The sequence below is a fragment of the Acinetobacter cumulans genome, assembly GCF_003024525.3.
Classification (GTDB): Bacteria; Pseudomonadota; Gammaproteobacteria; order Pseudomonadales; family Moraxellaceae; genus Acinetobacter; species Acinetobacter cumulans.
Genome location: NZ_CP035934.2, coordinates 2,315,214 through 2,338,774 on the forward strand (window position 1 = coordinate 2,315,214; position 23,561 = coordinate 2,338,774).

At 39.7% G+C, this 23,561-nt stretch carries 20 protein-coding genes; 6 read left to right on the forward strand and 14 right to left on the reverse strand.

Annotation, left to right across the window (positions count from 1 at the left end; translation table 11 throughout):
- Positions 1–53 precede the first annotated feature (53 nt).
- Both C9E88_RS11035 and C9E88_RS11040 read right to left on the reverse strand, forming a co-directional pair.
- Positions 54–1,586: a pyridoxal phosphate-dependent decarboxylase family protein gene (locus C9E88_RS11035; protein ID WP_106984683.1), complete on the reverse strand. Its 1,533-nt coding sequence runs from the start codon at positions 1,584–1,586 to the stop codon at positions 54–56.
- A gap of 3 nt (positions 1,587–1,589) precedes the next feature.
- Entirely contained in the window at positions 1,590–2,963 is a 1,374-nt protein-coding gene (locus C9E88_RS11040) for a diaminobutyrate--2-oxoglutarate transaminase (RefSeq protein ID WP_106984682.1), read from the reverse strand.
- Positions 2,964–3,444: 481 nt separating this feature from the next.
- Here C9E88_RS11040 and C9E88_RS11045 point away from each other — a divergent pair, with 481 nt between their 5' ends.
- Both C9E88_RS11045 and C9E88_RS11050 read left to right on the forward strand, forming a co-directional pair.
- Positions 3,445–4,149, forward strand: coding sequence for an SIMPL domain-containing protein (locus C9E88_RS11045; RefSeq protein ID WP_106984681.1), 705 nt, complete (start codon positions 3,445–3,447; stop codon positions 4,147–4,149).
- Positions 4,150–4,342: 193 nt separating this feature from the next.
- A complete protein-coding gene (locus tag C9E88_RS11050; protein WP_106984746.1) occupies positions 4,343–4,939 on the forward strand; it encodes an undecaprenyl-diphosphatase in 597 nt (198 codons plus the stop codon).
- Between the two features lie 102 nt (positions 4,940–5,041).
- Here the strand turns inward: C9E88_RS11050 and proB are convergent, their stop codons facing one another.
- A complete protein-coding gene (proB, locus tag C9E88_RS11055; RefSeq protein ID WP_106984680.1) occupies positions 5,042–6,175 on the reverse strand; it encodes a glutamate 5-kinase in 1,134 nt (377 codons plus the stop codon).
- Between the two features lie 30 nt (positions 6,176–6,205).
- Complete coding sequence (gene cgtA / locus C9E88_RS11060) at positions 6,206–7,420, reverse strand: Obg family GTPase CgtA (protein WP_106984679.1); 1,215 nt, start codon at positions 7,418–7,420, stop codon at positions 6,206–6,208.
- Positions 7,421–7,686: 266 nt separating this feature from the next.
- On the opposite strand from cgtA, the gene C9E88_RS11065 reads away from it, so the two are divergent.
- Positions 7,687–8,898 carry an MFS transporter gene (locus C9E88_RS11065; RefSeq protein ID WP_106984678.1) on the forward strand — a complete coding sequence of 404 codons (1,212 nt, stop codon included), beginning with the start codon at positions 7,687–7,689 and terminating at the stop codon, positions 8,896–8,898.
- A 182-nt stretch (positions 8,899–9,080) separates the two neighbouring features.
- Here the strand turns inward: C9E88_RS11065 and C9E88_RS11070 are convergent, their stop codons facing one another.
- The gene (locus tag C9E88_RS11070; RefSeq protein WP_106984677.1) at positions 9,081–9,461 is read right to left on the reverse strand and encodes a winged helix-turn-helix transcriptional regulator; all 381 of its coding nucleotides are present in this window, start codon (positions 9,459–9,461) and stop codon (positions 9,081–9,083) included.
- Between the two features lie 118 nt (positions 9,462–9,579).
- Here C9E88_RS11070 and C9E88_RS11075 point away from each other — a divergent pair, with 118 nt between their 5' ends.
- On the forward strand, positions 9,580–10,434 hold the full coding sequence (locus C9E88_RS11075) for an SDR family oxidoreductase (protein WP_106984676.1): 855 nt from the start codon (positions 9,580–9,582) through the stop codon (positions 10,432–10,434).
- An 88-nt stretch (positions 10,435–10,522) separates the two neighbouring features.
- Here C9E88_RS11075 and C9E88_RS11080 read toward each other — a convergent pair whose 3' ends face one another.
- From C9E88_RS11080 to uvrB, 8 genes are all read right to left on the reverse strand, one after another.
- Positions 10,523–11,203 (reverse strand): hypothetical protein, encoded by a 681-nt coding sequence (locus tag C9E88_RS11080; RefSeq protein WP_106984675.1) that lies wholly within the window; start codon positions 11,201–11,203, stop codon positions 10,523–10,525.
- A 3-nt stretch (positions 11,204–11,206) separates the two neighbouring features.
- Positions 11,207–11,914 carry an MFS transporter gene (locus C9E88_RS11085; RefSeq protein ID WP_106984745.1) on the reverse strand — a complete coding sequence of 236 codons (708 nt, stop codon included), beginning with the start codon at positions 11,912–11,914 and terminating at the stop codon, positions 11,207–11,209.
- Between the two features lie 122 nt (positions 11,915–12,036).
- The gene (locus C9E88_RS11090) at positions 12,037–12,534 is read right to left on the reverse strand and encodes a GNAT family N-acetyltransferase (protein WP_106984674.1); all 498 of its coding nucleotides are present in this window, start codon (positions 12,532–12,534) and stop codon (positions 12,037–12,039) included.
- Between the two features lie 276 nt (positions 12,535–12,810).
- Positions 12,811–14,268 carry a glyceraldehyde-3-phosphate dehydrogenase gene (locus C9E88_RS11095; RefSeq protein WP_106984673.1) on the reverse strand — a complete coding sequence of 486 codons (1,458 nt, stop codon included), beginning with the start codon at positions 14,266–14,268 and terminating at the stop codon, positions 12,811–12,813.
- Between the two features lie 270 nt (positions 14,269–14,538).
- Positions 14,539–16,296 carry a DNA topoisomerase VI subunit B family protein gene (locus C9E88_RS11100; RefSeq protein WP_106984672.1) on the reverse strand — a complete coding sequence of 586 codons (1,758 nt, stop codon included), beginning with the start codon at positions 16,294–16,296 and terminating at the stop codon, positions 14,539–14,541.
- Positions 16,297–16,595: 299 nt separating this feature from the next.
- Positions 16,596–17,528, reverse strand: a complete 933-nt coding sequence (gene rarD, locus C9E88_RS11105) for an EamA family transporter RarD (RefSeq protein WP_106984671.1) — start codon at positions 17,526–17,528, stop codon at positions 16,596–16,598.
- Between the two features lie 135 nt (positions 17,529–17,663).
- Positions 17,664–18,257 carry a lipocalin family protein gene (locus C9E88_RS11110; protein ID WP_106984670.1) on the reverse strand — a complete coding sequence of 198 codons (594 nt, stop codon included), beginning with the start codon at positions 18,255–18,257 and terminating at the stop codon, positions 17,664–17,666.
- Positions 18,258–18,404: 147 nt separating this feature from the next.
- On the reverse strand, positions 18,405–20,426 hold the full coding sequence (gene uvrB, locus C9E88_RS11115; protein ID WP_106984669.1) for an excinuclease ABC subunit UvrB: 2,022 nt from the start codon (positions 20,424–20,426) through the stop codon (positions 18,405–18,407).
- Positions 20,427–20,743: 317 nt separating this feature from the next.
- Between uvrB and C9E88_RS11120 the strand changes: the two genes are divergently transcribed.
- Both C9E88_RS11120 and C9E88_RS11125 read left to right on the forward strand, forming a co-directional pair.
- On the forward strand, positions 20,744–21,523 hold the full coding sequence (locus tag C9E88_RS11120; protein WP_106984668.1) for an A1S_2505 family phage non-structural protein: 780 nt from the start codon (positions 20,744–20,746) through the stop codon (positions 21,521–21,523).
- A 126-nt stretch (positions 21,524–21,649) separates the two neighbouring features.
- Positions 21,650–23,089: a sensor domain-containing diguanylate cyclase gene (locus tag C9E88_RS11125; RefSeq protein WP_106984667.1), complete on the forward strand. Its 1,440-nt coding sequence runs from the start codon at positions 21,650–21,652 to the stop codon at positions 23,087–23,089.
- Between the two features lie 74 nt (positions 23,090–23,163).
- Here the strand turns inward: C9E88_RS11125 and C9E88_RS11130 are convergent, their stop codons facing one another.
- Complete coding sequence (locus C9E88_RS11130) at positions 23,164–23,343, reverse strand: hypothetical protein (RefSeq protein ID WP_106984666.1); 180 nt, start codon at positions 23,341–23,343, stop codon at positions 23,164–23,166.
- Positions 23,344–23,561: the final 218 nt, after the last annotated feature.

The following is a 23,561-nucleotide window of genomic DNA, read 5'->3' on the forward strand; positions in this document are numbered from 1 at the left end:
ACAAAAAAAAGGAGCTCAAATGAGCTCCTTCTTCTACAACTGCAAAACGACAATTAGTCAATTGCAGGTGTATATGTACCATCAGCGATTGGGCCTTTGATACGATCCGCTTCTGCAAGCACAAGAGCAAGCAAATTCTTCACGTTGTCTAACGTCGCTACTGGGCTTAAAGTCGTCATTTTCAATGATTGAACTTGACCTACTTTAGTTACACCAATATTCGCTTCACCACGCGCAAACAATTCGTCTGCTACGTTTTGGTTCAATGTATCTAACAATTCAACAGGGTAGCCTGCTGGCACTACACGGAACAATACCGATGCAAATTGAGGATCAACCAGCATTTCTAGACCGTCAGTTGCAGTAATATAATCTGCAACATCACGTGTAAGCCCTACACCGTGATCGATCATCGAACCGTAAAGCTCTTCACCTAGCGCTTCAACTGTCATCCACAACTTCAACGCATCGAAACGGCGAGTTGTTTGAAGTGACTTAGATACTAAGTTCGGAACGCCATGCTCTTCATCATAAGCAGAGTTTAAGTACTCAGCTTCATAATGCATGAAACGATAGTTCGCTTCATCTTTAAGCAAGAATGCGCCACATGAAATCGTTTGGAAGTAATGCTTATGGAAATCAAGCGTTACCGAGTCAGACAGTTCAATACCATCTAACATTGAACGATAGTCATTTGAAAGAATCAGTGCACCGCCCCATGCTGCGTCGATATGCATCCACGCGCCATATTTGTTGGTGATCGCACGCACTTCTTTCAATGGGTCAATTGCGCCTGCATCGGTTGTACCCGCAGTTGCAACTACACATGCTACGATTTTGCCCGTCGCGCGAAGGTGCGCCATGGTTTTCTCAAGCGCGTCCATGTCCATGCGTGCATTTGCATCTACAGGAACAGTGACAACAGATTGGAAACCCATACCCATCATGGCCATGTTCTTTTGCACAGAGAAATGTGCATTTTCAGAACAGATCACTTTTACGTTACGCATTGCTTCCGCAGGTACGCCATCACGCTGAACAGACCACGGGTTACCGTTTTCGTCTTTCCAGTTTTTAGCAATACATGCATCACGTGCAAGCAAAACGCCCATCAAGTTAGACTGCGTACCGCCAGAGGTGAATACACCTGCTTGACCTGCACCATAGCCAACTTTTTGGCGAAGCCAGTCAATTAACTGAACTTCCATCAATGAACCAGCAGGGCTTTGATCCCAAGAGTCCATAGATTGGTTAGTCGCGTTAATTAACACTTCAGCGATTTGGCTTGTTACCATTGTTGGGCAATGCAAATGCGCTAAAGAATGCGGGTGATGTACTTTTAAGCTTTTATTTAAGAAAAGCTCAACCATACGGTCTAGTGATTTTTGTACACCCATACCTTCTTTTGAAGGGTTGAACGCAATTGCACTACGAAGCTCTTTAATGCTACCGCCGGTGTACATTTTGTCATTTTGCAACCATGCAGAAACGGCTTTAACCGCTTCGCCCATTACTGACTGATAGTCAGCAATGGATTGTGCATCATTGCAGAATAACGCTTTACGATGTTCTGCAAAATCTACCATGACTTATGCGCCTCGAGTTGCAACTAGTGCTTCAGCAAGTGCTTTCTTGAAGCGAACGATCACCTCAATACATTCAGCTTGATTGATGATCAATGGGCAAAGTAAACGAATGACAGTACCGTTACGACCACCTTTTTCTAACAACAATTTGTTGTTGAAACATGCTGCTTGAATTGCTGCTGCCAATTGAGAATCACCTGGTAAAGAACCCATGTGATCTGCTTTTTGACGTTCATCAACAATTTCAACACCAATCATCAAACCACGGCCACGTACGTTACCGATACATGGGAATTCTACCGCTAATTTTTTAATTTCAGCTTGTAAGAAGTCACCACGCTCTTGTGCATTTTGCGCAAGATTTTGCTCTTTGATGGTTTTGATTGTTGCAAGACCAGTACCCATAGCAAGTTGGTTGCCACGGAATGTACCCGTGTGACCCGCTGGTTGCCATGCGTCAAACTTACGTTTAATGCCCAATACTGCAAGTGGTAAGCTACCACCTACCGCTTTAGACATTACAATGACGTCTGGCTCAATACCTGCATGTTCAAAGGCAAACATTTTACCTGAACGTGCAAAGCCCGCTTGTACTTCATCAAGAATCAACACGATGTTGTGCTTTTCAGTCACTTCGCGGATTTTCTTTAACCATTTTACAGGTGCAGTCACTACACCGCCTTCGCCTTGGATTGCTTCCAAGATTACAGCTGCAGGTTTCGTTACACCACTTTCTACGTCTTCAATGAAGTTTTCGAAATAATACGTTAATGCGTCTACACCCGCTTCACCACCAATGCCTAATGGGCAACGGTATTCATGCGGATACGGCATAAATTGAACACCTGGCATTAAGCCATTCACAGCATTCTTCGCAGACAAGTTACCTGTCATTGCTAAAGAACCGTGAGTCATACCATGGTAACCACCTGAGAAGCTGATTACTGAACTACGACCAGTGTAAGTTTTTGCTAATTTAATTGCTGCTTCTGTACCATCTGCACCAGATGGGCCACAGAACTGTAAGCAGTACTCTTCTTTACCACCAGGTAATTGCTCAAGTAATGCTTCAGTAAATGCATCTTTTAAAGGCGTTGTTAAATCCAAAGTATGCAATGGGAGACCACTTGCAAGTGTATCGTGGATACTTTGAATTACCGCAGGATGGTTATGGCCTAGTGCCAATGTTCCTGCCCCAGCTAAACAATCGAGGTACTCTGTACCTTCAACATCAGTAACCCAACAGCCTAAAGCTTTTGCTATCGCAAGTGGAAGTTTACGCGGATAGCTACGAACATTGGATTCCATCTGGCTTTGGCGAGTCAAATAGTATTCGTTAGTAGAATTAGCGGCAGGGTTTACAGAAGAAACGCTCATATCGAATTACCATCTCTGATATGGGTTGAAAGAAATAAGTCGGGTGACTTGCGGTCCTTTGACTCGGTGCTTTATGAGTTTCTAGTTAGCTTAAAAAAACTCTTTGAGTATGGGCTAACTAGGAGGCGGATGATACAGACTTTTTCAAGAAAATAAATAACTTTTCGAACCAAATATCTAGTTTCCTAATTGAAAAAAGGGATCAATCCGACCGTTAGAATGAATTATCATCTTACATTGTGACAGACGAAAGAAAATAGTATGTTTTCGTTGTTTTTTAAAGCCACCATCAACAAGAGCAACCTTTGCCATTTCAATCCAAACAACACTTTGTTTTCAATATATTTTTCAAATATCAAACCATTTAAAATAGATATATATTTTTACAAAGTCATCACAATATTTTCTAAAATAAACCATGATTCGGGCTTAGTATCTGAAATAACTCTTAAAGATTGAATTTTATACAAAAGGTTAAATTATGCGTACCTTTTCTTATAGCGCCCTTCTACTGGGTTTAGCATTAAGCACTACAGCCTTTGCTCAAACGAGCGAAAGCATGAATTACAATGTGATTAATATTCAGGCCGAAGCGACGCGTCAAGTCACAAATGATGAAATGAATGCTGTGTTGTATATTGAAAAATCCAACAAACAACCGACTGAATTGGCCAATCAAATTAACCAACTTATGTCCCAAGCAGTACAAACTGCTAAAAAATATCCAAGTGTCAAAATTGAAACAGGCTCACAAAGCACATACCCAATTTATGACAATGACAATCAGAAATTAAAAGAATGGCGTGGCCGTGCCGAAATCCGTATTGAAAGTACAGACTTCAAAAGTGCAAGTCAGTTAATTAGTGAATTACAACAAAACTTCCAAACCCAATCCATCAACTTTACAGTCTCCGATGCACAGCGTAAAAAAGTTGAAAATGAACTGGTGGTAGAAGCCTCTAAAAACTTTCAGCAACGTGCTCAAACTTTAGCTCAGGCTTGGAATAAAGGTGGCTACAACCTAGTTAACCTTAACTTAAATACCAGCAATTACTCGAATCAACCTGTACCACGTATGGCCATGATGAAAGCCGCGTCTGCCCCGCTCGAAATTGCAGATCAGCAAATGGCTGGAGGCGAATCTAAAATTAGCGTCAATGCATCAGGTAGCATTCAATTGAAATAGCCTCGTCCTTTATATACATCTCCTGCATTCAAAAACTTGAATATGAGAGAAATTTTTTAGCCCGTAGCTTAAAACTGCGGGCTAAATTTCATTTGAAATAGTCTCTTCATTTTTTGCATTTTTATTACATAGTTTTTGCATAAATTTGCTAAATTTTGTCGCATATTTTTTTCTTTATTTTTTTAATATGCCAATTTCAATCGAACACTTAAATTTATGGCTGTATCAGATACTTAATGTGCCTGATCAAGCCTCTAATGGCATGATGAACTATGCTATTTTTGTTGCACATGATCTTATTTACCTCATGCTTTTCATTTTTATTTTTTGTTGGCTACGCGGTAGCTTCGAAACTAAAAAATCTATTTTAAAAGCATTTATTTTTACCGCAATTACCCTAGCACTAGGTGAAACGCTCTCCTTAGTTTTCAATACTCCTCGTCCCTTTGTCATGGACGTTGGCCAAACTCTAATTGAACACTCACCTACTGGCTCTTTCCCAAGCAATCACATGAGTATTTTTAGTGCCATTGCCTTTTCTTATTACTTCTCTGAGCGTCGAGACATTGGGCGCTTTTTAATTGCTGTGGCATGGCTCGTGGCTTGGTCACGGGTTTATGTAGGCGTACATTTCCCAATTGATATGTTAGGCGGTTTCTTTATTGCTTGGCTGGTGAACTATTCTGGCCTAAAAGTATGGAATAAATATAAAGATCAAATCATGATGTGGGTGATGAATATCTATCAAAAATTATTTCGCCCTTTGATTGAAAAAGGCCTTATTAAATAAATTTTTTTTAAAATCGTGCTAAATATATTTAATATTACTGCCGTAAATCATGATTTTGAATGCATAAAAAAACAGCTCCTAAGAGCTGTTTTTTTATGCCAATTAGTAAATTGCCATATGATTGCGATGAATCATTTCCAGTGAGCGTGCTTCGCCAAGGACTTGATGCACTTTATCGGAAGCTAAGCCCTTTACGATTTCTGCAGAACGCGAACTAAAATTCACACGCCCTACTGCAATACGATGGCCATGTGTATCCACACATTCCACCACATCACCGCGCTCAAAATGCCCCTCAACGGCTTTTACCCCGACTGGCAATAAACTACGGTGATTATCACGAATAGCTTTTACAGCACCATCATCAATCACCAAACGGCCTGCAGTTTGCAAATGTGCTGCCAACCATTGCTGGTGTGCTGTTACACGGTCATTATCGGTAATAAATAACGTGCCCAATAACTCACCCGACATTACGCGTGAAAGTACATGATCGCTATCGCCACTTGCAATAACAGTCGGACAACCTGATTTAGCAGCCAAACGCGCAGCACGAACTTTGGTTAGCATACCGCCACGACCAAACTTACCACCGCCACCAGCCATATCAAACAGGGTCTCATCCATAGCACGTACAGTATGGAACAGTTTTGCATGAGGATTTGAACGTGGGTCTGAATCAAACATGCCTTCTTGGTCCGTTAGGATCACCAAAAGGTCTGCATGAACCTGACCCGCAACCATAGCTGCCAAGGTATCGTTATCACCAAAACGGATTTCGTCTGTAGATACTGTGTCATTTTCATTGATCACTGGAATCACACGCCAGTCGATCAAGTTTTGCAAAGCATCACAAGAGTTTAAATAACGACGACGATCTGCAAGGTCATCATGGGTTAAAAGCACTTGCGCAGTTCGAATAGAACGTTGTTCTAATACACTAGACCACGTATGAATTAAACCCATTTGACCAATGGCTGCACACGCCTGAAGACTGGGTAGATCTGTGGGTCGGCTGTCTAGATTCATTCGAACCATGCCTTCAGCCACAGCACCAGAAGACACCAGAATAATCTCGTGCCCTGCATTGTGTAGATCTGCAATTTGCCCCGCCCAATGCGAGATTGCCTCTAGATCTAAACCTTTTCCGTTTGCTGTGAGTAAAGAAGATCCGATTTTAACAACGATTCTTTTGCAATCCTTAAGCTGACGCTGTCCATCTACCACTTCTATCATCTTGTCCTCAGTTACTCTTAATTATAGAGCTTAACGTACGTAATACGACTCTGCTTGATCTTCGCCATCATCTTCTTCGTCATCATCTTCACCCAAAATACCGGCAAGACGTTGCTGACGACGCATCTCACGATACGCTTCTTTGGCAGCGATGGTTTGTTCACGTGTTTCAGCTTCAAGCTGATCACGGAATGCTTTCATTTCTGCTGCATATTCAGGGTCTTCAAGCTCGCGTTCTTGTTGCTGCTCGATTTGATCCATTAAGTAATACACAACATCTTTTGTCCCTTCACGGGTCAAACCTGAAGTTTTAAATACTGGGCCTGTCCATTGCAATTCTTCAAGAATGTGGTTACACCACTCTTCACGGCTTTCTTCTGGGAGTTGGTCTAATTTATTGAGTACCAATACCACTGGAAGTTTCGACAGTGTTGGAGAGAACTTTAATAGTTCACCCAAAATTGCTTTTGCATTATGTACAGGATCAGAACCATCAATAGGCTGAACATCGACAATGTGCAATAAAATACGTGTACGAGCCAAATGCTTCAAGAAGCGAATACCTAAGCCTGCACCTTCTGCTGCACCTTCAATCAGACCTGGAATATCGGCCATTACAAATGAACGGTGGCTATCTGCATCGACCACACCTAGGTTTGGAATCATTGTTGTAAACGGATAGTCTGCAACTTTTGGCTTCGCCGCTGATACTGCACGAATAAATGTAGATTTACCTGCATTCGGCATACCCAACAAACCAACGTCTGCCAACACTTTTAACTCAAGACGAACTTCACGGAATTCGCCTTTATTACCATGTGTGCATTGACGTGGTGTACGGTTAGTTGATGATTTGAAGTGGGTATTACCTAAACCACCATCACCACCGCGAGCAACAATCACTTTTTGGCCGTCTTCAACTAAGTCAGCAATGATGTCACCAGAATCTGTATCTACAATTGTTGTTCCTACTGGAACTGTTAGTACGACGGATTCACCGCCGCGGCCAGCACAGTTTGCGCCTGAACCATTTTTACCACGCTCAGCTTGGTATTTACGGGTATAACGATAATCTACGAGTGTGCTTGTGTCGTCGTCAGCTTGAATATAAATGCTACCGCCTCGACCACCATCACCACCATCTGGACCACCAAATGGTACGAATTTTTCACGGCGAAAACTGGCTACGCCATTGCCACCGTCGCCAGCCTCTACGGTAATGACTGCTTCATCAACAAAGCGCATCTTGCCAATCCTCTAAAAACTTTAAAACCGCCTATTCTGCCATATTTTAATGAATTTCTCGAATAGTATTATTCAGCATTCGCGGAGTATTTTTAATGAAGCACTCAATTTGACCCCAAAATCGCTGGTTGTTTTGCCATTTTGAATGTCTATTTTGCTTATATTTTCGGATTTATTCATTTTACAAATCATGCTATAGCTTTTACTTATTTGTGTTCAAAGATTGCGCCCGATATAGTGCCGTGATGCTGTCATAGGGATGAGTGATGCATCATCAATCAAACAATTTTGCTCAAACTGAGCTGTCTTCTCAATTCGTACTACTCATGGCTTTAGCCTGTGGTCTTTGTGCGGGATCAGCTTATTTTAATCAGCCTCTTATTTATTCTATTCAGTACACCCTCAAAATCAGTACGGACCAAGCGGGCTTGTCTGTGGTACTGGCTCAAGTTGGCTATGGCTTAGGACTGATGCTCCTTGTACCTTTGGGTGATTTGCTCAACAAAAGAAAACTCATTGTTTGCCTAATGGTGTTTGCGGGCCTTTCACAAGTACTTTTATCGTTGAGTACAACGCTGATTTGGCTGTATAGCTTTACCCTTTGCGCTACTTTTGGCGCAATCTCAGCACAAATTTTAATTCCTTTTGCATCGAGTATTAGCTCACCCGCTCAAAGTGCTGCTACAGTCGGCAAACTCATGAGTGGCTTGGTCATGGGAATTATTTTATCGCGCACATTTGCAGGTTTTGTTTCGACCTTTTGGTCATGGAATATGGTGTATTTAAGTAGTGGTATCGTCACGCTTTTATTTGCCATGCTCATGTGGCATAAGTTGCCTAACACCCAAGCCAACACGCAATTAAACATTGCAAAAATTTATCAATCCTTATTTGAGCTTGCGAAGTCGGAACCGCATTTAATTCGACGTGCCTGTGCGGGAGCTTTAGGTTTTGCCATTTTATCCATGGTTTTTACATCAATGACCTTTGTACTGGCCAACCCGCCTTATGAATTTTCAGATTTTCAAATTGGTTTGTTTGGCTTACTAGGCATCATCGGTATTTATTCATCCAGCTGGTCTGGGCGTACGGTTGGCTTAGGTAAAGAAAATAAAGTCGCACTGATCTGCATCAGTCTCATGCTACTGTCTTGCCTGCCATTGGCCTTTGCCCAATTGAATATTGTGGCATACGCCTTGGGTGTACTGATGAGCTACTTTGGTCTAACCGCATTTCATGTCCTGAACCAAAATTTAGTCTATCGTATTAATCCAACTGCACGTTCACGTATTAATGCTGTGTATATGACCATTTACTTTTCGGGTGCTACCTTAGGTTCTCTAACTGCCGTATATGCATGGCAACATTGGGGCTGGTTCGGCTGTGTAAGCTGCGCATTCCTCTTTGCTCTTGGGATTTTAATCATCGATCGCCTTGATTTTAAAACGATGCAACGCACCTCAACCACGGATGCCTAGTAAAGCGGATACATGTAAACACAGCGGTATTAAATTAGCGTCGTATACTCAAAACACATATTCTATGGCTGCTCAATCGCAACCATGACTACATGCTTCTATGTTCTTGAAGCCCTGAATTTATCAGTTTTTTAATTTAAACTTAGCTGTTTTCACCCAACACAGCATGCTTACTATACAAACTAAGACACTTTAGAAACGGTCGCTTTATGGTCCAAAATATCGGGTAATTTTGTTTCAATCCAACCAATCAAATACAGTAATTTTTCAGCTGCTTGTGAACCTGTAATGGTCAGTTGGTATTCGACCTTCGGTGGCACAACTGGATAAACAGTCCGTAGAATAAAGCCATCATTTTCGAGCATTTTCAGCGTCTGTGCCAGCATCTTTTCGCTAATGCCTTCTATCCGTTGTTTAAGTTCACTAAAGCGATGCACGCCATCATTTAAACAACGCAAGACTAACACCGACCATTTATTGGTTAAGTGCTCCAAAATGTCACGTGATGGACAATCTGTGGATAAAACTTGACCTAATAATTTACTTGAAGCGTAGTTAGCCATCAAATCTCTCCTGCTGGTAATAAACTTACTTTTTGGTACGTACTTACATTTAGTAAGTTAACAGATTACTATTTATGCATCAAGTTTATTTTTCATACAAAAACATGAGGGTTTATAGATGAAAATTGCAATCACAGGTGCAACAGGTCAACTCGGTCAATTGGTTATTCAAGCTTTATTAAAACGCGTCAGCGCGGATCAAATTGTGGCTTTAGTGCGTGACCCAAAAAAAGCAACTGCTTTAGCTGAGCAAGGTGTTGAACTACGTCATTTTGATTATGATGCCCCTGAAAGCTTAGCGCCAGCGCTACAAGGGATCGACAAATTATTACTCATTTCTGCCAATGAAGTTGGCCGTCGCACACCACAGCATAAAGCAGTGATTGAAGCAGCTCAATTGGCACAGGTTCCTTATATTGCTTATACCAGTCTATTACGTGCTGACACTTCACCTTTGGGCTTAGCACAAGAACACCGTGAGACTGAAGCACTGATTCAAGCCAGTGGTCTGCGCTATACCTTGTTACGCAATAATTGGTATAACGAAAACTATCTTGCTGGCGTTGAGCACAATGTAGCATCTGGCAAACTCTTTAGCGCCACACAAAATGGTCCGATTAGCTCAGCATCACGTGCAGATTATGCCGAAGCTGCAGCTGAAGTTTTAACAACTAGCGGGCATGAGCAAAAAACCTATGAATTAGCTGGCTCACAAAGCTTCACTAAAACCGACTTAGCAACTTATATTGCACATGCCGCATCTAAACCTGTGCAATATTTAGAAATTGATGCAGAAAGCTTTGCACAAGGCCTTACACAAGCTGGCTTGCCCGAGCCTGTGGTCAATTTAATTACTGAAGCTGATGTTGAAACTGCACATGGTGCAATGTTTAGTGACCGTACTGATTTGGAACAATTGATTGGTCGCAAAACCACAACCATACAATCCCAAGTAGAGGCCTTATTTAAATAAAATAAATGACTTGAAGCATAACTACACTGTGTAAATCACACATAGCCTACCCCATTGAGCAATCAATGAGGTTAGGCTTTTTATTTTATTATGGGTGAATATTTTTCAATGCTAAGTTCATTTGCATATCTAAATTAGCCTGAGTATCGCGTTCAGTGTTGTACATCGTCGCACGAAAGGCCGCAATATTTTGTAGTGTAATTGGATCATTTAATTGTAGCTTTGGTTTAAATTGATGATCTACATTCAAACGAACAGACTCATTAAAATCAAAATACACAGGACCATTAAACATAATTTTAACGGGAATCTTATACTGACGTTGCAAATGAAATGGCACATCTAAATGAATAGGAATGTCTAGTTTTAAAGGAAATTTCGGCAATAATCTATTTTGATAAATTAAGTCTGTTGTGGTTTCCAAAGGCATATTTTGCCGAATTTTCAATTGTGTTTGATAGTCCAAATCAACTTGAATTGGCACTTCTACTGTAAATTGTAAATCTGCCAAATATTTACCTTTCAATGGCAAATCCATTTGTCGCTTTAAATCTATTTGAGTATCTAAAGTGCCACGCGCATGCGCCTGTAAATAATTACCCACATGTATGATTGTAGGCAATGAATGTGATAATTGAATATTCGCTTGCTTTGCTTTTACCTGTAAAGATGCCTGTACATTTAAATAAATCCAAAACAGCAGTGCCACCAAACTGGTAATCGCAATAAAACCATATAGCCAATACTTCACGGAATAGCGTCGATCCATGCACTATTCTCCTGTTGACTGAGGAGCTTGGCGTGCCAATTTCATATCTTTGAGCGGAATAACCAGTTCACCCTGCTTAATTTTGACAGCTAAAGTATTTTGCACATCGACCGTGGCTTTAAGTGCCGTTGAAATGGGTACATTCAAATGGCCATCAATGGGGATATTGGCTTGTATTTTCGTATTTAAAGGAATATTTAAATTTTCTTTCAGCTGTGTTTTGACTGGAGCATCAAATTTTAAATGAACTTTTTGCGCCAAAGGAACGTCCATATTAATAGGTACATCGAGTTGAATCGGAATATTTCCCTTTAAAGGTAAAGTGATATCCTTTCCCAAAACCCGAATTTGAACTTTGGTATTGATGGGCATGTTTTGATTAATTTTGAGTACTTCACGAACAGGTATCGTCGTTTGAATAGGCACCTGATTATCAAAATACACTCGCGGTGTAAGTGTTTGCGTGAGTGGAATTTGCAACTGTTCTTGTATGGGAATTGATGCATTCACTCGCCCAGAAACATCGACATTGAGTGCATCGTGTATTTTCACTTCTGCTTGTAAAGGTTCTTGTAAATCAATACTAACGCTTTGATTTTCGAGTGGAATATAGATATTAAAGTGTTTAAACACCCAAATCGCGATGAGCACACCGCAAATGGAAGCCAACACAATCAATGCTAATCCACTTAGCACGTGTTTTGCCTGCAAAACCAATCCTTGTATTTTTATTTTTCAATCTTTGAGTGTGCTAAATAAATACCGCAAGGTGTGCAATTTTTTGTATGTTAATTTGCAAAATCAGTAACCGTTTGACTCTAAAAAATTCAATACTAGTTCATAAAAAGCTTCATTAGTCGTTCATCAATATATTCATCATTGTCTTTTAAAGCTTTCTGTTCAATGCCATAGGTTTGAAAACCACATTTTTCATAAAGCTGAATGGCGGGTTTGTTGTCATCTGCAACAGTGAGTAGAATTTGTTCTACATTATTTTTGCTATATTTTATAATTGTATTGAGTAGCATCGTTGCAATGCCTTTTTGTTGAAATTCAGGCTCAATAAAAACACTCGATAAATGTGCTTTATGAGCAAATTTTGCTCCAACTTCTTGTGTTAATGTGGCTAAGCCTATGATTTTATTTTTTTGATATACACCAAATACAGTCGAATTTGATAAGCAGGCTTCAAAAAATATTAATGATTTATCTAGCTCAGCCAAATACGTAGATCCAAACATTTTTGGCGATTTTTCTAAAGCTGAAAGTCTGATTGTTCTAAAATCTTGAACATCATTCATCTCTAAAGTTTTAATCTCAATGTTTAGCATATTCTTCTATTCAAAATAGTTTAACCGCGTTTAACTTAGCATAGATTAGTTGTTCAAATTCTAAAAAGCCTATACTTCAGTACTGTAAGTAAAATACGTGCACAATACGCATAAACACCCACAAGAAGCGAAAAGTTGATCCTATCAATTGTTCTTTATTTAGACTTTATGTGCATCAATCCATTCAAAAACAATCACCAAGCCATGCTTAAAGCTAAATTGTCTGCAATAAAAAAGAGCCTCATAAGAGGCTCTTTTTGTACCGCACTGAACTAATTATGCATTAGTTTCAGCAGGAACTTTTGGATAGCTTACGCCGCCCATTTGTTCTGCAATACGAAGTACTTGGCAGCTATAACCAACTTCGTTGTCATACCATACGTATGCAGTTAAGCGGTTACCAGCAGTAATTGTTGCTTGCGCATCAAATACACCTGCAGTACGTGAACCAATAAAGTCAGAAGATACAACTTCAGTAGAGTTTGTATAACCGATTTGACCTTGAAGGTTAGAGTTGATTGAAACTTGGCGAAGGTATTCATTTACTTCGTCACGTTCAACTTCTTTATCCAAAGTTAAGTTCAAGATTGCAAGAGAAACGTTTGGTGTAGGTACACGTACAGAGTTACCAGTCAATTTGCCTTTAAGTGCAGGAAGCGCTTTAGCAACTGCTTTCGCAGCACCAGTTTCAGTGATTACCATGTTCAATGTTGCAGCACGGCCACGACGGTCAGCTTTATGGTAGTTGTCGATTAAGTTCTGGTCGTTTGTGAACGAGTGAACTGTTTCAACGTGACCGCCAAGAACTGTATATTTGTCATGTAACACTTTAAGTGTTGGTGTGATTGCGTTTGTTGTGCAGCTTGCAGCAGAGATGATTGTATCTTCATCAAGGATGTCTGCTTGGTTCACACCAAATACAACGTTCTTCATGTCACCTTTACCAGGTGCAGTTAGAATTACGCGCGCAGCGCCTGGGCATTGAAGGTGTTGTGCAAGACCTTCAGCATCACGCCATTTACCTGTGTTATCAATCACAAGTGCATTGTTAATGCCGTATGCAGTGTAATCAACTTCAGTTGGATTAGATGCATAGATCACTTTAATGAATTGACCATTTGCAATGATTGCTTCGTTTTCTTCATCTACAGAAATTGTGCCTGCAAATGGACCGTGAATAGAGTCACGACGAAGTAAAGAAGCACGTTTTTCTAGGTCACCGTCAGATGATTTACGAACAACGATTGCTTTTAGGTTAAGACCACGGCCTAAACCAGATTGACCAATCATTAAACGCGCAAGAATACGACCGATACGACCGAAACCGTAAAGAACTACATCTTTGTTTTCTACAGATGCAGCATTACCTTGTAATGATTTAACAGCATCAGCAACAAATGCGTCGATGTCGCCGCCTTTTTCTTTAAATTCAACAGCAAGTTTGCCCAAGTCGATTTCAGCAGTACCGATATTTTCAACTTTCGCCAAAGCTTCAAGAATTGGGAATGTGTTTACTACTGAAAGTTCAACGTCTAATACGCGAGTACGACGGTGAGCTTTAAGAATTTGAATCACTGAACGGTTAATTAAAGAACGACCGTATACTGTAGCTACGATGTTTTTTTCACGGTATAACTGACCCACTAGGGCAATCATACGTTCCGCAAGTTCTTCACGGTTTTTCCAGCGACCTTGGTGCTCTGCATGTAGGGCAACGATAGTGTCTTTGCTCACAGATACGTCCTCTAATTAATTGTAAATCGAAGCTTAAATTTCAAAACCCGACAATTGTAATGGAATTATCTAAAAGATAGAATCCAAAAGCTGATATTGGAGGCTTATTTTCTTATATATTCACTATAAATTATAAAAATAGTTGTAATTATTTTTATGATTTTGTTTTAAAAGATTTTTAAAATGCATTTTAGCGCCCCTAAAATACATTTTTATTTAATCGTTTCTTTATCAATCAGTGAATTAAGCTGTTTACAATTAAAGTCCTTATCAATGTGAGTAATTTAACTCATAACTGGTTTTTTCAGCTTTTGACGCCACAGAAAAGTTAAGGTCAAAATTAATAGAGGCATTAAAGTCTTCTACATCAAAATCTGAATAGGTTTCGGGTAAGCGAAGCAAAATTGGTAAGCGTGTAATGCCATTGTCACCACAAGGAAATGCATAGTGGCGCTCATGTTCACTAAAATTATGTAAAGTCTCAAACTCTAAAAAGACTGAACATTTCGGATTCTGGCGTGGTGCTTGCAAAACACTCATAAACATTTTGTGCTTCATTTGTTGCCCGAGCTTATACGCTTCAGCCAAATCACGCTCTGCTTGATTACTCTTGGTCATGCGCTTAAAGAATGAGCCTTTTTCAGCACTTTGGCGTTTCAATTTATTGATATAGATTGTCAGTTCACGGTAATCCAGCAAATGCTCTGTCATTGCAAAACGAATATCTTGCAATGGTTTCAGTGAGCGTTGATGCATGACTTCCCACTCATGTTGATTCAGAGGCACAAAAGTATCTTGTCGACGTTTTTCTAATAATTTCAAATAGCCGACCATTTTATATTCAAACAACTGCACATGCTGATTAAATACCAATGCAGGTTGTTGTTTAAACTCACGATAATACGCGAGTAATTCTGAATATAGACGATGTACACTTAAATATAAATAATCGAATTCTTCAATATGTGACAAATGCGATTTAATCGCCTCATAGACAGGTTTAAAAAAATCAGCAGTTAATATATTTTCAAATTTTTTCAAATGCATTTGTGCCACAACATCTGCATTTTTAGCTACAAATTGAATCGGTTCAATGAGTAATGGAATTAAAGATTTTTCGCAGACCTCTTCCAATTGCAACACAGTATCCATCACATCAACATGAATTTGGCTTTGTACAGTCACCATGCATTCAATTAAAGATTTAAAGTGATCAATATATTCATTTTCTTCAGTGGCCTGCATATCCAACACAATCACATTTAAAAATGTTTGCGCTTCGATTGCCCCTTTCTCTTCGGTTAAAAAGCGTCGAATTGAATAGGGATTTTGCTCTACCTGCATTACAGGCGCGGTCAAAAAAATATATTGTGAGGTTTTTACCAATTCAAAATGACGGATTTTTTGTTGTTTGCTCAAATAATATCGGAAAATCGGATGCTTCATAATGTCCGAATGGCGTTTCAACAAAGGTTTAAACCAATAACCTAATAATTGTTGCTTAATAAATACTTCAATAATAAAGCATTTAATCTGCGACTCTGTGAGCTTACGGATCCCTTCTGGCGGTGTGATCACCATACGGCGAATGACTTTGGCTGCATTGAGTAAAAAAGTACGGCGAATCATTAATTTTTCGCGTTGCAACATAAAGTTTTCATCTACAGAAATCTGGTCAATTTGCTCTATCGCATTTTCCAAATAATCCGCAATTTGTGTGCTGTCTTGAATAGATTTAAGGTCTTCTAAAGATTCACTCAGCGTTTTGGCAATATGTTGCATGCGATCATTGCTAAGGCTGTGTTTTAAAATAGCCAAACTGGATGACGCTTTGTACTCAAAACCACCTGTCATGCGGTTCCAATAGATTTCTTTGCTTTTTAAAATTTGATGATCAATCTCTTCGCGCAAAGCCATGTCAGATTCTTCAAGAATCTTAGTTAAGCGCGCTTCCCAATCCACATCAAGGCTAGGTTCTAGCTGCAATAATGCGGCGCGTATTTGATATGGAATACTGCTATTTTGCATGTCCTAGCCCTCAAGTTTTGTGAAATTTATTTAAGTTTAAAGCATTCGTCTTTTTATAAGCATAAATGTTAAACAGTTATCATTTTTTAATCAATAGCGTGATTCTGTCTTTGAGCGAAAAGATAAACGGTTTATCTGATTTTTAAAAAATTGCTATATTTTCGAAGACGTATCGGCTCTAAGTTTTTTTTATTTTTTAATTGAACATTCTTTCTTATCGCGATATCAATCAAAATGATATATTAATCTGTCTTGATCATTTTTGATCAATATCGCTAGCTTTAAATCAGAATTGATATTTATGGATCTAAACGCTTTTGCAAAGCAGCGACATTTTTTTGCAACATTTTTTCTTTTTGCTTTTGCTTAAATACATGCACTGTACCTTCCACCATTAATAACAATACCGCGCACCAAATTGGAATATAAGTGAGCCATTCATTGGCTTCAATACGCTCACCCAAAACTAAAGAGGCAAAAGCCAATAAAATTGGCTCTAAATAACTAAGTAAACCAAAGATGACAAATGGCAACATGCGACTGGCTAAAATATAACTCCCTAAACCAAAGGCACTTAATAAGCCCAGACCAATAACTGCAAAAATTAAATGTGGAAACTGTGCAATTAAAGGAACACTATCGCTATAGAAAAAGCCTAGATAAATGGCCACAGGAATAATCAGCAGTAAGTCCCACCAAAAACCACCTAAGTGATCTGTTTTATAAACACGGCGCAAAAAGAAATATAAAGGATAAGCCAAAGCAACATAAATAGTTTCCCAAGCAATACTACCAATTCGCCATATTTCGTGCCCTACACCTAATACAGCTAAAAACACTGCGGCCCACTGCCAATTTGTCAGCTTTTCTTTACATAAAATACAGCCTACTAGCACCATAACCAAAGGCAATAAAAAATAGCCCAAGGATACTTGCAGGCCTCGCCCATTAATAGGACCCCACAAAAACAACCACAATTGAGTGGTACACAATAAAGAACTCACAATGAGCCAAATCAACAGCGCAGGCTGTTGCACGATTCGTTTAAAGATTGCTGTAACGTGTTTTAAATCACCTGAATACCACATAAACAGCGTTAAAAATGGCGATGTGGCCAACATACGCCAAGCAAAAGTTTGCTCACTATCCAAGGGCTGTAAAAACTGAGTATAGAAATACAACACACCAAAAGTGACAGATGCCAAAACAGACAATGCAACGCCTTTATACATCATTCACCTCAAACAACCTCTGGATTATGCATATTCAAATGAACAGCAGACAGTATCTATATAGTGGATGATTCTAGCAAATAAAAAAACCATGCTTAAGCATGGTTTTTTTATCATTTGTTCTATAAGTTAAAATTAGTGCGGTGCTTTTTTACTTTGTTTGGTATGAATAACATCACTTAAGTCATAGCCAAGACCTTTGGCATAGTCTAAATATTCATTAATCACGTGTTGATCAGGATGTGGCACACGTGATAACACCCATAAATACTTACGGCGTGGCTCGCCCACTAAAACGGTCTGATAGTCTTCGTCAATCTTTAATACCCAATAATCGCCACGACCTACAGGTAACCAACGAACGGCATCAGGCAAGAAGCTTACTTTTAATTTACTGTTAAACGGTGCGTTTTGTACAAATGCCTCACCAAGCGATGAGGTCACTTTGCCATCTTTCATCACACAGCGATTATCTACTTTGATATTGCCATTTACATTTAAAGTATATACCGCAGTCACATCACGATCGCACTTATTTTGAAAGACCAGTGGTTTACGGGCCACTTCATACCAAGTGCCCAAATAACGATCAAGCTCAACACGCTCCACCACAGCCAAAGGTTTGGTTTGAGCATAAGCCATAGTGGCAGCCCCTAAGCCCACCACTACCGCACCACCTACAACAATTTTTGCCAATCTAAAGCCAGCTTTTGGGAGATGATTTATCATAAATAAAGTCCTACGTTTTTATATAAATAGATTAAGTTTGATTCAAAAAACATATTTAAGCTCAAATTTTCCTACTTACAATAACGCGTGAAAATCGACCATGTGTCTAAATTATGTAATGATCTACATCTCCCTAAGAACTAAAAATCATTGTAACAACTGTGATTTTAGGCGCAAAATCTCGTCTCTAAGTCGTGCGGCTTGCTCAAACTGAAGCTCTTTCGAGGCTTTCAGCATTTCCTTTTCCAACTTAGCCATGTGTTTAGCCAAGAGCTTTGGATCTGACAGCAAATGTTGTTCATCTGCACTTAAAGCTTTCGCTTGCTCATCAATTTTCGCATCGACTTGATCATCTGTAAGCACTTCACCTGTATCAATTTCTTGCGTCACTTTACGTACTGCACTACGTGGCACAATGCCATGAATTTGGTTAAATTCGATTTGCTTAGCACGACGTCGGTCTGTTTCGTCTATTGCTTTTTGCATTGAATCCGTGATTCGGTCTGCATATAAAATTGCTTTACCATTTAAATTACGTGCTGCACGGCCAATGGTTTGAATCAGTGATCGCTCTGAACGCAAGAAGCCTTCTTTATCGGCATCTAAAATGGCCACCAGCGAGACTTCTGGCATGTCCAAACCTTCACGCAGTAAGTTAATCCCTACAATGGCATCGTAGATGCCAGAACGTAGTTCATGAATAATTTTTGTCCGTTCAACGGTATCGATATCTGAATGTAAATAGGCAACTTTCACGCCATATTCTTTTAAATAGGACGTTAAGTCTTCTGCCATGCGTTTGGTCAGTGTAGTCACTAACACGCGTTCATTTAATTCTCGACGATTGTTAATTTCAGATAACACATCATCTACCTGTGTCAGCACAGGTCGGATTTCAATGGTTGGATCGACTAAGCCTGTTGGTCGTACCACTTGCTCGACAATTTGTTCAGATTTTTCTAATTCATAGCGTGCAGGTGTGGCACTCACATAGATCGTTGCAGGTACTATTCGTTCCCATTCTTCAAATTTCATTGGACGATTGTCCAAAGCACTCGGTAAACGGAAACCATAGTTCACTAGGTTTTCTTTACGTGAGCGGTCCCCTTTATACATTGCACCAATCTGTGGCACCGTCACATGCGATTCATCAATGATTAATAAAGCATCCTCTGGAATATAATCAAACAAGGTCGGTGGAGCTTCTCCGGCAGGACGGCCTGATAAATGACGTGAATAGTTTTCAATGCCATTGGTATAACCCAATTGTTGCATCATTTCTAAATCATAACGGGTGCGTTGTTCAATCCGCTGGGCCTCGAGCAATTTATCGTTGGCTCTAAAAAAGCCCAAACGTTCGGTGAGTTCTTCGCGAATAGTATCTATGGCACGGCGTAAATTATCTTTTGGCGTCACATAATGGCTTTTTGGATAAATTGTGATGCGTGGAACTTTGCGTACCATTTTGCCTGTGATCGGGTCGAACCAACGGATCGAATCGACTTCATCATCAAACAACTCAACCCGAATTGCATACTGATCCGATTCTGCAGGGAAAATATCTAAAATTTCACCGCGGATACGATAAGTACCACGTAAAAACTCTAGCTCATTGCGGGTATATTGCATTTCAACTAAACGACGAATGAGATCATCTCGATTCAATCGATCGCCCTGCACAATATGCAATAACATGCTCATATAAGCATTTGGGTCACCCAAACCATAAATTGCCGATACTGATGCAACAATAATCGCATCTTTACGCTCTAAGAGCGCTCGCGTTGCCGATAAACGCATTTGATCAATATGATCATTAATTGAAGAATCTTTTTCGATAAATGTGTCCGATGAAGGCACATAAGCTTCTGGCTGATAGTAGTCATAATAACTGACAAAATATTCCACGGCATTATGCGGAAAGAACGACTTGAACTCACCATATAACTGCGCAGCCAACGTTTTATTATGCGCCATAATAATGGTTGGTCGCTGTGTGCGTGCAATCACATTGGCCATGGTATAGGTCTTACCTGAGCCTGTTACCCCCAATAGCAACTGATCATGCATACCTTGCTCCACCCCTTGCACCAATTTTTCAATGGCTTGTGGCTGGTCACCGGCAGGTTCAAAATTTGTGACTAATTCAAATGGCTGGGGATCACTCATAGGATTCGGCTTATTCTCGGACTAAACATCAATATCAATTATGAGGGCTAGTTTAAGCGATACAACGTTGCCTTGTAACATTCATGTGTAAAAAGTTCAGCCTTGTATTGAACCATCACAGCAGTCCATTCAATATCACAACGCTTTGATATGTGGCGCATGCATGCCTATTTTATTTAGCGGATCAAATGACACCCCATTTTCAGCAAATTTATAGACCTAAATGCCTATAAATCAGAAAAATAATCTGTTCATGACTTGACCAAGTCATCAAGCAATTGCACCATGAGATGAAACCACAGCATAAGTGAATACGAATGACTTACCATTACCATGACGAAAGTATTGTGAAATCTTTACCAGAAGATACCATCTTCGTATTCGGCAGCAATTTAGCAGGTCAACATGCTGGTGGTGCTGCACGAACAGCTCAACAGCATTTTGGCGCACTGAAGGGCGTGGGCCGTGGTTGGTCAGGACAAAGCTTTGCTATTCCAACCATGAATGAACATCTACAACAAATGCCACTCTCACAAATTCAGCACTATGTTGATGACTTTAAGATTTACACTAAAAATCACCCAAAACAAAAATACTTTTTAACCTCTATCGGCTGCGGTGTTGCGGGTTATACGGTTGAAGAAATCGCACCGATGTTTAAAGGTATTTCACATAATGTGATTTTCCCTGCGTCTTTTCGTGCTTTTGTTGAGCGCCCACTCCCTAAACTTAGCAAAAAACTCCTGCATACAATCTTCCGTGATTCCGTGATTTTCGCTCCTGTAAGTGACGAACTAATTGATGTCTTAGCACTGACAGACAATGAAAAAAGCTTGGCCAGAATTTTGCTCAATACGCAAATGTATCCTACTGACAGTAATGGTCGTGATCGTGTATTTGAAATCGCAGATATTTTGCATAACTTAAACGGCAAAATTTTCGAATTTCAAAGTAATTCCGAAGGCCCAATGATTTTTGGTGGCGTCATTTTGTCGTTATTGGAGCTGTACAATATTAACGAAAAAGATTTTGCCGATATTTGGTTAGGAGAGCGTGAAATCATGCCGCCAAAGCCCGCCCATAAAGCAAAAAAATAGATCAAAAAAAGCCAATCTCACCGATTGGCTTTTTCGTAATTTTCAGTTATTTTTGTGACTTGAAGCACACTTTAAAATAATACATTTCAAGCCAAAGCCTGAAGTCCATCTGCTCTCGAGTTCATCATGATTCATCAAGACAATGCTATTTTTAATATGTCACCCATTCCACTTTGGTTGGAAGACTTTAGCGCAGTCAAAAAACAGCTACAGCAGTGGCGTGAAGATGGTATTGAAAACTTGGCCGAACATTTGTCACAAAACTTAGATTTAGTTCGAGAAAGTGTTAAAAAAATTAAAATATTACACGTCAATTCACAAACATTAGCCCTTTACGAAGCTACTGATTTTGGTCATTTATGTGCGCATTTGGATCAGATTTTTCAACAAGAAATGTTACACACACATATTGATGAACTGGTACAACTGTGGGAAGGCAAAACGCACTATATCAATACCGCAGTCAATTACACGATTCATGGCACACGTTTAGATATTCAACTCCGTTGTACAATCCTGCCCGATTATGCAGATGATTGGTCACAAGTATTAATTAGCACAGAAAATATTACGCCTTACCAAAATGCACGTCGCTTAGAAGAAAAAAACCGCCAATTGGCAGAAGCTCGCTTTATTTACTCCCCAACCTCACTTTGGGTTGAAGACTTTAGCCAAATCAAAAAACGCTTAGACCAATTACGTCATATTGGTATCGAAGACTTCACCACATTTTTAGATGTACACCCTGATTTTATTCAGCAATGCATCAAAGACATTATCATTTTGGATGTGAATCAGGCGACGCTCGATTTGTTTGGTGCACCTGACAAATCCAGTATTTTACAAAATACTCATAAAATTTTTGCCAAAGAAATGACTCAAACATTTCGTGCCCAGCTGTTAGATTTATGGGCAGGTAAAATTCACCATCAACATGAAGCCATCAACTATGCCCTAGATGGAAGCATTCGGCATGTGCTCTTACAATTTACCGTTTTTCCGGGCTTTGAAGATTGCTGGAGTACCGTGCAAGTCGCTTTGGTTGATATTACCGCGCGTAAAAAAGCCGAAAATTATTTAGAATATCTGGGCAAACATGATGCCCTAACCAAGCTCTATAACCGCAGTTTTTATATTGATGAGATCAACCGCTTAGAGCGCAGCCAGCAACGGCCTGTCTCATGTATTTTTATCGACTTAAATGGTTTAAAAAATATCAATGATCAATTTGGGCATGATGCAGGTGATGAACAACTACGCCGTATGGGGCATGTATTAAATCAATTAATACTCAATACCCAATATAGTGCTTCAAGAATTGGAGGAGATGAGTTTGTATTGCTACTGCCAAATGCAGATGAAACTTCGTTGCACAGTTGCCTCAACAGCTTGCAAGAACTGATGCATGTCGACAATCAATTCCACTCGAGCCATCCTATCAGTCTTTCGATTGGGCATGCATGCTCACTAAAAGATGAACGTGTTGAAGACACAATGAAACGAGCAGATGCAGTGATGTATCAGAAAAAGAACGCCTACTATGCAATGCTAAATGCTAAATGCTAAATGCTAAATGCTAAAAAAATTAAACGCTATGAAATGATCAATGTAAAAAAACCTGCATAAATGCAGGTTTTTTATTAACGCTTGCCCATTGAACGACGCGTACCACGAGGAGGCATCCAAGTACGGTCGGCATAGTTTTCTGGCTTTGGACGGACTTGATTATGCGCTGAATCTTGTTGTACTTGGTCATCAACAACCATAGGAAACGGAAGTTTCGCTATAGCTTTTTTCTTGGGAGGATTTTGGGTGCTCATGTGATTTACTCAATCAATACTGCACATATTGTACAAAAAAAATAGCTTTCATGCGCTATCCTTTGCACTTGAAACTCAAAAAAGAAAATCAACCTATCTGAGTTGTTGCGCTTTTCGAGTCCTCAAACGAGGATTATAATGACGCATATTAAGCGTCAGTACATTATAAAATTAAAATGATGCTATTTTTACATTTACATAACTAAACATATAAACCG